The sequence below is a fragment of the Fischerella sp. PCC 9605 genome (genome assembly GCF_000517105.1).
Taxonomy (GTDB): domain Bacteria; phylum Cyanobacteriota; class Cyanobacteriia; order Cyanobacteriales; family Nostocaceae; genus PCC9605.
The window spans coordinates 1,143,923-1,156,773 of the sequence record NZ_KI912149.1; the positions used below are offsets into that span (position 1 = coordinate 1,143,923).

Genomic DNA, 12,851 nt, shown 5'->3' on the forward strand with positions numbered 1-12,851 from the left:
CTCTAAGGAAAGCTTGATTGATAATCCTGTTTCTTGAGCATGCAGCACACAAACTCCAGGTGGTTTCAGCAACTTCCCTTACAACCGATTCTCATTGTTCCCTTTTTGCTGCAAATCCTTGTGGCAGTCGGGTTAGTCGGATATCTCTCATTCAAAAATGGTCAAAAGGCAGTCAATGAACTTGCTAACCAGTTGGTAGACAAAGCCAGCCAACAAGTCGACGATCATTTGGATACGTACTTAGCCTTGCCTGTCCAATTAACCCAGATTAATGTCGATGCGATCGCCAACGGAGAATTGAATCTCAATGACCCTATCGTCAGTGGGCGTTACTTTTGGAGACAAGCCAAAGCCTTTAGGAATCTCAACTATATTGGGTATGCCCTAACGGATGGAAGAGAAGCAGGAGCAGGGCACTGGGTCAAAGGAGTTGATCTGCTGCTCTACGAAAATCTGGGAAAGGAGCGAGCCTCAGACTACATCGCTGACGATGAGGGCAAACGTGCTGAACTTTTACAACGCTATGATTACAATCCGTTAACAGAGTCTTGGTACAAAGATGCTGTTGCGGCAGGCAAATTCCTTTGGAGTCCAATTGAGGCAGCCGAGAATAGTAATGCGGCTATCACAGAGACTGGAAAGGCTCTGCAAACTCAAGGTAATGCATTAGATGGTGGGCTTGAGTATTATGTTGCAGTTTCTGCTGCGGCCCCGTTCTATGACAAAAATCGTAAGTTGCTGGGCGTTACGAGTATTGAGCTAACACTAACTAGTATTAGTGATTTTCTCCATCGTCTAAAAGTTAGTCGCTCCGGACAGGTCTTTATTATGGAACGCAGTGGTTTGTTGGTGGGCAGTTCCAGCAACTATCCGATTCTGTATAAGGCGAATGAGCAAGTCCAACGATTCAGCGTTCTCAATAGTCCCGATCCGTTAATTCGTGCTGTGGCTCAGACGTTGCAAAAGCGATTTAATACGTTTCAAGCCATTCAGAAAAATCAAGAGCTTAATGTCATGCTGAATGGGCAGCGTCAGTTAGTCCAGGTGACTCCGTGGCGAGATGAGCTGGGCTTAGACTGGCTTGTGGTTGTGACAGTGCCCGAATCTGACTTTATGGCACAAATTAAGGCCAATACACGGATCGCGATCCTCCTGTGTTTGGGAGCAGCGGGTGTTGCCGCACTATTAGGATTTTTTACTTCCCGGTGGATTGCTGAATCCATTTTGCGTCTCAGTCAAGTGTCTGAAGCAATTGCCACTGGACAGCTACAGCTAGCTCAACAGATCAAAGTCACGGGTATTCGTGAGTTGAATACACTCGCTCGATCGTTTAATCACATGGCAGAACAGCTACAGGCATCATTCGATAAGTTAGTGCAGACAAATGCAGAACTGGAAAACCGAGTCGAAGCACGCACAGCTGAACTGCAAACTGCACTTCAAAATTTACAACGCACCCAAGCACAAATGGTGCAGAGCGAGAAAATGTCTGCCCTCGGTCAAATGGTGGCAGGCGTGGCACACGAAATTAATAATCCCGTTAACTTCATTTATGCCAACCTTACTTACGTCAGTGAATACACTCACGATTTGTTGCACCTGACGCAGTTATATCTAAAACACTACCCCAATCCGCCATCAGAAGTTGCAGATGAATTGAAGGCGATCGATTTTAGCTTTTTAGAAGAAGACTTGACCAAAATATTGCAATCCATGCATGTAGGAACCGATCGCATTAGTGATATTGTTCTTTCTCTCCGCAACTTCTCTCGCCTTGATGAAGCCGAATTCAAAGCAGTTGACATTCACGAAGGTATTGATAGCACCTTGATGATTCTGCACCATCGTCTTAAAGCTAAACCTAACTATCCAGATATTCAAGCGATCAAAAAATATGGTCAATTACCAATGGTGAAATGCTATGCCGGACAACTTAATCAGGTATTTATGAACTTAATTAGCAATGCAATTGATGCATTAGAGGAGCGCGATCGCAATCAAACAATCGACAAAATCAACAATAGCCCCGCCTGCATTTGGATAGACACCGAAGTAATTCGAGATCAATGGATTGCAATTCAAATCGCAGATAACGGTGTGGGGATGAGTGAGGAAGTGCGATCGCGCATTTTTGATCCCTTCTTCACAACCAAACCTGTAGGCAAAGGGACAGGGTTAGGCTTGTACATCAGCTATCAAATCGTCACTGACAAGCATAGTGGTAAGTTGTGGTGCGAGTCTACACAGGGACAAGGAACGAAGTTTGTCATGGAAATTCCAATTCAATTGTTTAAAATAGAAAAATAATGTTTAATGCATATGTACATCTGTGGTTGTAAATACCCTAACGCTGGATTGTTGCAATTAACCTATTAATTTGATCTTGTATCTTTTCTCGCAACGCTTGCGCCTGTTTAAAAGCTACTGCACGTCTTGTATCTGACTCAGTTTCACTCTCTGTTTTTGAAGTGGTTACTTCCAAAGGCTGAATAAAATAACGCAGACGGCTTTTCATTGCCCAAACCCCCATTGATGGAAAGAGAATAAAAACCAACATTAAAGGTGATAAAGGCAAAAATGGTAATTTTAATAGCCTCTGCAATTTTTGCAGATTGACAGCCCAAGGATGTAAATTTTCATTGCCAATACAAACAACAGGTAAAATTGGAATTTGATAACGTTGACTCAACTGAATAAAACTCAAATCAAACTTTTCCAATTGATAGCGTTTTCGCCAACCTTTTCTTGGCCCGCGTAACCCTTCTGGTGCATATAGGATAATTTTACGCTCTTGCACAACAGCTGCAAAATCATCTAACTCTGCTCTCACACCACCTAAAACTTTTGACCACCCAGGTGGCAACCACCAAATCATCCAAGCATGGTCAAACAAAGATATACCAGCCAAAGTTTGTACTACCCATCCCCGTTCTTTACCTAATAAATAACCCAAGGTCAAAAAATCCCACGGAAAACACATTCCCGCATGATTCATTGCCACAATCATTGGTTGTGTAGGCGGCAAGTTTTCTAGTTGTTGTAATTCACCACGAAAATAATATTCAATAATAGGAGCAAGAATTTCTTCACGAAAAGCTCGTTGATAGTTGGGGTCAAATTCTTCATTTTCTTGGCGTGGCGAACGACAGCCAAGACGCAACCAGCGAATCAATAGTGCTAAATAAAAACCACCTGGAATTAAAAATAAGACGTATTCTAGCCAATTCCATCCATCAGGGTCTGAATGATAATACTGCCAGTGCCGATTGAATAAAATCAACCAACCAGGAGGATACCACAGACAAAACCTATCAAACCAGCTAAATCTATAACCCTCAACAGATGTTTTTTCAATTGGACGGTTAAGTACATTTTCCGGATTTTGATGAATCACAATGAACTAAAAGATCAAACAAACTGTAGTTTAAACTATTATTTTATCTTTTTATTTTTGTGATTGACCTCTTTCTCTAGATATAAATAAAAAAGTGTTTATTGAAAGCTTAATAGTTCCCTATAACCCTACATTTACAACTACAGATAAATACAAACACATACAGAAAATTTATCATTCATATCCCCGACTTCTTTAAGAAGTCGGGGATATGACAGGGCGCATTTTACTTATCAACTTGAGCTAATTTATCGATTAGTTAACTAATGTGTAATCCAACTTTTCGAGGTGATTTATAAAGTAAAAATAAAATCAATGTAGGGTGTGTTAGGCGCGTATTTTAATATCATTTTTCATGAAAAACATGATTTGAGCGCCTAACGCACCATGTTATCGGCGGTGCGTTAGACTAAAGCCAAACGCAACGCCAGGCGACGCCACGTGCTACAACGGGACGGGCAATGTTCGCCGGATGCAAGCTCCGGCTCCAGCCCTCGGGAACCCCCAAGGGCGCAGTGGCTCCTTTATGCCGGGGAACCATGCACGGCAGTCGTACCCTGCACCGAAGCCCTCCGGGTTCGCCAGTCCCCCATCTCGGCAAAAGCCAAGACGGGGGCTGGTCTCACCGCACTGCGCGCGTCTACATGGGGGACTCGGGGCCCCCACGACCGACAGGGAGTGGGGATTGGGGGAGAACCCCCTTTGGAGCGCGCTGCCTCACCACCGCACTAGCTCCCCTACTTAAGATTTACTTTATAAATAGTCTCTTAACTGAGTTCTTCAATCAACTTCACGACTCGTTCTTTAACTTGGTCACGAACACAGCGGAAGGTATCGATTGACTCTCCTTCTGGATCTTCAAGTTGCCAGTCTTCAAATACTTCTCTAATCACCCAATCTTCTGGCAAATTAACTCCACAACCACACAAGGAAATTACTGCATCATAATCTTCTGAATTAAAATCACTTAATGGTTTGGAAGTTTGATTGCTGATATCAATGCCAATTTCTTTCATCACTTGAACGGTTATTGGATCTACTTGAGAAGCTGCCAAACCTGAACTAGCAACGCTAATTTTTCCTTGTCCTAATGTCCGAGCAAATCCCTCTGCCATTTGAGAACGGCGGGAATTTTTCTTACAAACAAACATTACTTTTTTCATGGTTTTGTTAATAGTTGATTATTGGTTGTGAATAAGTTTACTAACGAAAAACTTTAGGAACCTCGATGAGAATTCACCTCTAGCGCACTATTTGCAATCCTGATGGTTTCTTTGGCTGCTTTTTCCTTGCGTTCGCTGTAGCGGTCTGTCAGGTAATCTACTTTGTCACGCAATAGTATGGTGAATTTATACAGTTCTTCTATGACATCAACGACGCGATCGCGGTAAGGAGAATCCTTCATCGTGCCGTCTTCGTTAAACTCCTGATAAGCTTTGGCAACAGAAGACTGATTCGGAATCGTAAACATCCGCATCCAGCGTCCGAGAATTCTTAATGTATTGACAGCGTTGAAAGATTGAGAACCACCGCTGACTTGCATCACAGCCAAGGTTTTGCCTTGAGTTGGTCTGACTGCTCCTATACTGAGAGGAATCCAGTCAATTTGGTTTTTCATGATGCCACTAATATTGCCGTGCAATTCCGGTGATGACCACACTTGACCTTCAGACCACTGGCTCAATTCTCTTAATTCTTGTACTTTCGGATGGGTATCCGGTACGCTGTTATGAATCGGTAAATCGCGAGGATCAAAAAACTTCACCTCTGCACCAAACTCCTCAATGATACGAGCAGCTTCTTCTGCTAGCAAACGGCTATAAGAACGCTCTCGCAAAGAGCCATATAAAAACAATATTCTGGGTGGATGATCGAAGGTCTGCATATCTCTAATGAACAGATAAAATTTGCTGCTTGACCCAAGCTTGGGCACTCATTTGCACGGGATCCCAAGGACTACTAAAGGGTGGGGTGTAACTCAAGTCGAGTTGATTTAATTCATCTACTTTCATGTTGTGAAATAAGGCGGTAGCAAAAATGTCTATTCGCTTAGCAACTTCTCCTTGGTAGTGACCAACAATTTGAACGCCTAACAATTGACCATTCTCTTTATCTCCGGTGATGCGAAAGTGCAGTTTGTGTGCACCTGGGTAGTATACTTTACGATCCCAGGTTGCAAATTCAAAGGTGACTGGATTAAATCCGGCGCTTGTAGCTTCGGTATCGCGTAAGCCAGTACGGGCGATCGCTAAATCAAATACTTTCACAACCTGAGTACCCAGTGTGCCAGCAAATTCTTGATTACCGCCAACGGCATTTTCACCAGCAATTCGACCTTGTTTATGTGCCGTTGTCCCTAAGGGAAGATAGGTATACTGGTTTAGCAGGCGATGCCAAGTTTCCACACAGTCCCCGGCTGCATATATATCGGGGACATTCGTTTCCATCTGACGGTTTACCTGAAATGCTCCCCGCATACCTATTTTTAATCCTGCTGAAGAGGCCAGACTAGTTAATGGTTTCACTCCAACCGCTACTAACACCATATCAGCGGTCTTATGAAATCCGCCCGAACCGGATACTGCTAAATCTTTCCCTATTTGTTCAATAGCTTTGATCTCAACACTGTTGATCGCCTCAACACCGTGGCGTTGCATTTCTTCAGCAATCAGTTGCCCGAAATTGGGGTCAACAGTTTTCATGACAGTGGGGGAATGCCCTACCAAGGTGACAGCTATCCCCCGATGAGTCAAAGCATCTGCCATTTCCAAACCTATATACCCACTGCCAACGATTACCGCAGTTTTTGGCGCATGGGTAGTCAGATACTGGTGGACAGCGAAACTATCCTCCATTGAATGCAACAGAAAAACTCCAGGAATATCCAACCCTTGGATGGGAGGTTGAATTGGCACAGCACCTGTACCAAGAATTAATTTATCGTAGCTTAACCATTGCACCTGCCCTTGTCGATCCACAACTTTGACGCTTTTTTGATCGGGATCGATAGTTTGTGCTGTGTGGTTGAGTAACAAATTAATACCTGTTGCAGTGATTTCTGCTGCGGTGCGATGAGCTAGATTACGCCAGTCCGGTACTTCCCCACTGAGATAAAACGGAATCCCACAAATACTGTAGTTGGGAAAGCTATCAGCAACAACAACAGTGACATCAACACTAGAATCTAACTCTCGCGCTCTTAAAGCTGCGCTGATACCTGCATCGCTACCACCGATAATGAGTAAATGGGTCATTGTGACTGGCTCAATAACTGTTTACTTCAAATCCCGAAATCCGTTGGAAAGCAGACCATATACCACCACTGCTAATTGTGCCCCCAAAATAGGTGCTACCCAATAAACCCAGTGAGATTGCCAAATTCCTCCCACCAGCGCCGGGCCTAATGAACGGGCTGGATTCATACTCGCACCGGTAATTGGCCCCATAAACATAGCTTCTAAGCCTACAGTTAGACCAATTGCTAACCCAGCAAAACCAATATGGGCACGGCGATCTAGTCCGGAACCGAAAATTACAAACATCAAGACGAAAGTCAGAATGGTTTCCAAAATGAAAGATTGAAACCAGTTGCCATTCAGTGGTAAAGTTGCCCCCAAATTCGCAACTTTTCCCAAACTAATCAGCAGTAAAGCTGAGGCTGCGATCGCTCCGATTGACTGTGCCAAAATATACGGTAACACTCGCCGTCTGGGAAAAACTCCACTTGTCCAAAATGCCAGTGTCACCGCTGGGTTGAAGTGTGCGCCGCTAAGATGCCCAATGGAGTAAATCAAAGCGGCTACTACTGCACCAAATACAAAGCTAATCCCTACATGAGTAACGGCACCTTTACTTATTTCGTTCACCATTACTGCACCCGTACCCGCAAACACTAAAGTAAAGGTGCCAATTGCTTCTGCTAATACCTCTTGTTTAAATAGAGAAAATTCTTTTACCAATGACTTCATTGCCTACTAAACTGGTTTGCGGATTGATTCCTAAAACTTGGCTTGTTTTCTTAACAACTCTCCAATTGTGAGATTTATCTGTGCTTCTCCTTCAAAAACTGTTCCCACTTTGCCCCTATTAAAGTGAACTTTATCTAGGTGATAAGCTTCATCCGGTAGAGGCACGTAACCTATAGAAGTTACTGTTTGCGGTGCTTTTTCAATGTAGAATTCTGCAAAATCTTTCACTGCTGGTTTGTTTTGAGCAGACCTAGCATTAACATAGATAAACAATGGTCGAGAAAGAGGCTGATACTGGGCTTTCTCCACTGTTTGTCGCGATGGCGAGATAGCGCCTTTGCCGCTATCAACAGCTAGGGCTTTTAACTTTCCTTGGTTTTTTTCATAATAAGCATAGCCAAAATAACCTAGAGCATCAGGATCTTTACTGATACCATCTACCAAGACATCATCATCTTCGCTGGCTGTGTAGTCGGTACGGCTAGCTCCTGGCTTACCGACTACTGCCTCTGTGAAGTAGTCAAATGTACCAGACTTATTGCCAGCACCATACAACTTCAGTGGACGATTAGGCCAAGATGCACGTACTTGGTTCCAACGAGTGATTTTGTTTTGGGCTCCAGGTTCCCAAATCTTTTTCAATTCAGCGGTAGTAATGTCTTTTGCCCAGTTGTTTTGAGGATGAACGGCGATGGTAAGAGCATCAAACGCCACCGGAAGCTCTATAAATCTCACGTTATTTTTATTACATGCTTCCATCTCTGCGGACAAAATTGGCCGTGAGGCATTATTGATGTCTGTTGTTCCAGCACAGAATTTTTCAAATCCGCCGCTAGTACCGGAAAAGTCTACTATTACCTGTGCTTTATTTGCTTTATTTTTGTTTTCTGCTTGAAACTGTTTGGCGATCGCCTGGGTAATTGGATAAACCGTACTAGAACCGTCTATTTTCACCGCTGCAACCGTTTCTGAACTAGCTACTTCAGTCACATTTTGCGATTGAGAAGTTTGCGTAGATGTGTTGGTCGTGCAACTCGTTGCTAAAACCAACATACCAAGCGCGAGAGCCAATTTTGTTCCTGTCGCGCCCATAACCTCACCTCGTGGCATATATGATAGTTATACTTAATATCATTTCAAAAAAAGTTGATTTGTCAACTACCAGTAGATGACATTTTACAAAAATCAATCAAAAAAACTTGATATATTTCAAGGTTATTGGTGGGGCGACTCGGAAAGCGATCGCCCCAAGACTGTGAGAAATATGAGTTAAGCTACGAACAAGCAGATGCAGTTTTCTCAGCACCTCCACAAGCAAACGTTGCTGAATCCTTCAGAACTGTATAAACCTCCCAATCATCACCGTCTGGATCTGTAACCCAAACTTTGTCTTGCAAGGCATAACAGCAAGTTGTTTGGTTTTCAACTTTGACTGTTAAATTAGCTTGCTTGAGGCGATCGCTTGCTTGTGCAACTTTTTGTGATGATTCCACCTCAATCCCTAAGTGGTTCAACTTGCCAGTTGCCGCAGGATTTTCAAACAATACCAGTTTTAATGGTGGCTCAACAATGGCGAAGTTAGCATAGCCTGGACGACGCTTTGCTGGTTCAGTTCCAAATAGTTTGCTGTAGAAATCGACAGCAGCATCAATATCACTCACATTCAGCGCTAGTTGAAGACGAGACATAATCCAGGAACTCCTTATATTGATATTTGTCAATATTTAATTACATCAATATGCTAGCCATACATATTGATGTATGTCAATATAGAAAGTATGAAGTTATCTAAACCTGTCGTATCTTGTTGCTCTCCTTTGCTTGCTGGTCGTCTTACACCTGATGAGGCGATAAATCTAGCTGCAATTTTTCGTGTGTTAGGCGAACCTGCGCGGTTACAAATGCTGAGTTTGATTGCAGCACAGCCGAGTAGAGAGGTTTGTGCTTGTGAATTAGCAGAACCTTTGGGACTTTCGCAACCAACAGTAAGTCATCATCTTAAAGTCTTGTACGAAGCGGGTTTACTGGAAAAAGAACGACGCGGGACTTGGATCTACTATCGGATTTTGCCGGAGAAGTTAGCACTGTTGCGCGGGGCACTTTCCTAAGTCGCACAAAGTATTAAACCACAAAGACACAAAGACACAAAGAAAACAGTTTTCTGTATACAACTCTTAATTCTATAACTCGCGAAAGAGTAATATTGTCTACCTGATTTTTAACATCGGGGAAGATACCCCCATTTCCCCAAAGTTACAGACATGGAATCGTATGATGTTGTAATTATTGGCGCTGGACACAATGGATTAGTTTGTGCAGCCTATCTCCTCAAAGCTGGTTACAGCGTCCTGCTTTTGGAAGCGCGATCGCTTCCCGGTGGTGGTGCGACAACTGAGGAACTAATGCCAAAAGAAGCACCTGGGTTCAAATTCAACCCTTGCGCGCTTGATCACCTGTTTATTTTCCTCGGGCCAGTCATACAAGAATTAGAACTGCACAAGTACGGTTTGGAATACCTGTCCTGCGATCCGGTTGTTTTTTGTCCCCATCCCGATGGTAAGTATTTCTTAGCTCATAAGTCAGTAGAAAAAACTTGTGTAGAAATTGCCCGTTACAATCACAGAGATGCTCTAAAATACACCGAATATGTCAACTACTGGCATCGCTTCATTGGCTCTATCATTCCTTATTTCAATGCACCACCAAAGTCAATTGTTGATCTTATAGGTAACTATGACCTGAAAAAACTGCAAGACCTGTTTTCTCTTTTGGGCGGGCCTAATCAAACGCTAGATTTCCTTCGCACAATGCTAACCAGCCCGATGGATAATATTAACGAGTATTTTGATTCCGAATTTATCAAAGCACCCCTTGCCCGACTATCCGCAGAAATCAGTGCGCCTCCTTCTCAAAAAGCTATGGCCTTCGGGGCAATGATGATGGTTATGCGCCACAACCCTGGTATGGCTAGACCACGCGGTGGTACTGGTGCACTTACTGAAGCATTAGTAAATTCTGTGACAAGCCTTGATGGTGTTATCCTCACAAACCAAAGGGTGGAAAAAGTCTTAGTTGATAATGGTAAGGCTGTTGGTGTGCGAGTTGATGGCGGTAAAGAATATCGCGCCAACAAGGGTATATTTTCCAATATTGATGCTAAGCGGTTATTTCTGCAACTAGTGGATGCAAGCGATGTAGATAGCGCTGACTCTAATTTACGGGAAAGATTAGACCGGCGCATTGCGGACAATAACGAAAGTATCCTCAAGATAGACTTGGCTTTAAACGAACCGCTGCGATTTGAACACCACGAACATAGAGATGAATTCCTAATAGGTTCTATTTTGATTGCAGATTCCGTAAACCATGTGGAAAAAGCTCATAGCGACTGTAGTCAGGGAAAAATTCCTGATGATGACCCCTCGATGTATTTAGCTATGCCCACCGGACTCGACCCCTCGATGGCACCACCAGGCAAGCATACAGCCTGGATCGAATTTTTTGCTCCCTATGATATTGCAGGTGCGGAAGGCACGGGGTTAAAGGGTACAGGTTGGACGGATGAATTGAAAAACAAAGTTGCAGATAAGGTGGTGGAAAAACTGGCGGAGTATTCGCCCAATCTCAAACATTCAATCATTGCTCGTCATGTGGAAAGTCCCGCTGAATTAGGAGAACGCTTGGGATTTTTCAAGGGCAACTACTACCACCTTGATATGACTCTAGATCAGATGCTATGCTTCCGCCCGCTACCGGAATTGGCTAATTATAAAACCCCGATTGAGAATTTATATCTCACAGGTGCGGGAACTCATCCGGGTGGTTCAATATCTGGTATACCGGGGCGTAATTGTGCGCGGGTATTTTTGCATGCACAGCAACCCATTGCCCAAACACTAAAAGAAGCAGGAGATTCACTCAAGTCAACTATTGGATCGGTTTTTCGGAGTGAATAATGCTCAAACGTCATGTAGAGACGCGAAATAATACTGTTTCTCGAAAAAATGACTACAAATTTTCTTAGCTTGTAGTAAGCACTTAAGTGCTTACTACGAACCATGTGTAGTTCTAGTTTTGAAAATTGGTATAATCCTCCGGGAACGCCTGCGGCGTAAGCGTTTCTACATAAAGCCTTTGGATGAGATAACTGTTCACCAAATGTGTAACGCCGAAAGTCTTATTTTCTCAAGAAGCAACGTCATACTTACTAGCGATGACAACTATAACTGAAAATTGATGTAATAAAGCTGCTGTTGCCAATGCTGGAGCGATGAGAGATCGGGTTTTGATTCTTGGAGGACGGGGGCGGATCGGCGGTAGCGTTGCTCAGGATTTAGTCACCCATACGCAGGCAGAAATTATCATCACTGGGCGTACCCCTGAACAGACACAAAATATATCGCCTTTACAATACCTAGTGTTGGATTTGGCGGATGTGGAGAAATTGCGGGAGGCGATCGCTTCTGTGAATTTAGTCGTCCACTGTGCTGGCCCATTTCACCATCGAGATGCTAATGTTCTAAAAATTTGCATTGAAGAAGGTGTTAATTATGTAGATGTTAGCGATCACCGTTCTTTCACTAGCAAGGCGCTAAATTATCATGAAGAAGCCGTTGCTGCGGGTGTGACAGCGATAATTAATACTGGCATTTTCCCCGGTATTTCTAACAGTATGGTGCGTCATGATGTCGAGCAATTTGATACACCAGAAAAAATACATCTGAGTTATTTGGTGTCTGGTTCTGGTGGTGCTGGCATCACGGTGATGCGAACCACATTTTTAGGTTTACAAAATCCTTTTCCAGCCTGGATAGATGGTACATGGCAAACAGTCAAGCCTTATAGCGATCGCGAAATCGTTAACTTTCCACCACCCTACGGACGCAGTGGAGTTTACTGGTTTGATATGCCAGAAACCTTCACTCTACCCCATGCTTTCCCAGGAGTTAAAACCGTCATTACTAAATTTGGCTCTGTTCCTGATTTTTACAATCACCTGACTTGGGTAGCTGCCCATGTCTTTCCTAAATCATGGATACAGAATCCCAAAGGAGTAGAATTTCTTTCTCATGTTAGCCATTTTATGACCGATGTTACTGACCGCTTTACTGGTATTGGAGTCGCTGTTCGTTCGGAAGTAACAGGTCAAAAAAATGGTCAGCAAGCCGTATATTGCTCCACTTTAGTCCATGAAAATACTGCTGCTGCTGCTGGTTGTGGAACGGGTAGCATTGCCCAATTCTTACTAGAAGGAACGCTCAAAAAACCAGGAGTTTGGCCTGTTGAAGAAGCATTGCCAACAGATTTATTTGCACAAGCAATGCAAAGCCGAAGAATAATAATTCAACAAGGTTGGATAAATTAACAAATCCTATATAGTTTGTTTGTCAAAAACTTTTTTTCCATTCAGAAATCTCACGTAGCATCATGAGGGGCTAATACACATCATCTACGAGCAAGCAAGCAAACCGTGCTGAAAAATAGTCAGT

Annotated in this window: 11 protein-coding genes; 4 read left to right on the top strand and 7 right to left on the bottom strand. The window is 43.3% G+C overall.

What is annotated here, in order from left to right; genetic code table 11:
* The first annotated feature begins 39 nt into the window (after positions 1–39).
* Positions 40–2,307 (top strand): ATP-binding protein, encoded by a 2,268-nt coding sequence (locus FIS9605_RS0119865; protein WP_026734161.1) that lies wholly within the window; start codon positions 40–42, stop codon positions 2,305–2,307.
* Between the two features lie 37 nt (positions 2,308–2,344).
* Here the strand turns inward: FIS9605_RS0119865 and FIS9605_RS0119870 are convergent, their stop codons facing one another.
* The 7 genes from FIS9605_RS0119870 to FIS9605_RS0119900 all read right to left on the bottom strand — a co-directional run bounded on the left by FIS9605_RS0119870 (position 2,345) and on the right by FIS9605_RS0119900 (position 9,050).
* Positions 2,345–3,394: a 1-acyl-sn-glycerol-3-phosphate acyltransferase gene (locus FIS9605_RS0119870; RefSeq protein ID WP_026734162.1), complete on the bottom strand. Its 1,050-nt coding sequence runs from the start codon at positions 3,392–3,394 to the stop codon at positions 2,345–2,347.
* A gap of 767 nt (positions 3,395–4,161) precedes the next feature.
* Positions 4,162–4,557, bottom strand: a complete 396-nt coding sequence (gene arsC / locus FIS9605_RS0119875; protein WP_026734163.1) for an arsenate reductase, glutathione/glutaredoxin type — start codon at positions 4,555–4,557, stop codon at positions 4,162–4,164.
* A gap of 53 nt (positions 4,558–4,610) precedes the next feature.
* Positions 4,611–5,279 (bottom strand): arsenical resistance protein ArsH, encoded by a 669-nt coding sequence (gene arsH / locus FIS9605_RS0119880; RefSeq protein ID WP_026734164.1) that lies wholly within the window; start codon positions 5,277–5,279, stop codon positions 4,611–4,613.
* 4 nt (positions 5,280–5,283) lie between these two features.
* Entirely contained in the window at positions 5,284–6,648 is a 1,365-nt protein-coding gene (locus FIS9605_RS0119885) for an FAD-dependent oxidoreductase (RefSeq protein ID WP_026734165.1), read from the bottom strand.
* 21 nt (positions 6,649–6,669) lie between these two features.
* A complete protein-coding gene (locus FIS9605_RS0119890; protein ID WP_026734166.1) occupies positions 6,670–7,362 on the bottom strand; it encodes an MIP/aquaporin family protein in 693 nt (230 codons plus the stop codon).
* A 30-nt stretch (positions 7,363–7,392) separates the two neighbouring features.
* Positions 7,393–8,454 (bottom strand): PstS family phosphate ABC transporter substrate-binding protein, encoded by a 1,062-nt coding sequence (locus tag FIS9605_RS0119895; protein WP_026734167.1) that lies wholly within the window; start codon positions 8,452–8,454, stop codon positions 7,393–7,395.
* A gap of 182 nt (positions 8,455–8,636) precedes the next feature.
* On the bottom strand, positions 8,637–9,050 hold the full coding sequence (locus tag FIS9605_RS0119900) for an ArsI/CadI family heavy metal resistance metalloenzyme (RefSeq protein WP_026734168.1): 414 nt from the start codon (positions 9,048–9,050) through the stop codon (positions 8,637–8,639).
* Between the two features lie 90 nt (positions 9,051–9,140).
* Between FIS9605_RS0119900 and FIS9605_RS0119905 the strand changes: the two genes are divergently transcribed.
* From FIS9605_RS0119905 to FIS9605_RS0119915, 3 genes are all read left to right on the top strand, one after another.
* On the top strand, positions 9,141–9,470 hold the full coding sequence (locus FIS9605_RS0119905; RefSeq protein WP_026734169.1) for an ArsR/SmtB family transcription factor: 330 nt from the start codon (positions 9,141–9,143) through the stop codon (positions 9,468–9,470).
* A 153-nt stretch (positions 9,471–9,623) separates the two neighbouring features.
* On the top strand, positions 9,624–11,318 hold the full coding sequence (gene crtO / locus FIS9605_RS0119910) for a beta-carotene ketolase CrtO (RefSeq protein ID WP_026734170.1): 1,695 nt from the start codon (positions 9,624–9,626) through the stop codon (positions 11,316–11,318).
* 314 nt (positions 11,319–11,632) lie between these two features.
* Positions 11,633–12,727 (top strand): saccharopine dehydrogenase family protein, encoded by a 1,095-nt coding sequence (locus tag FIS9605_RS0119915; RefSeq protein WP_026734171.1) that lies wholly within the window; start codon positions 11,633–11,635, stop codon positions 12,725–12,727.
* The last annotated feature ends 124 nt before the right edge of the window (positions 12,728–12,851 follow it).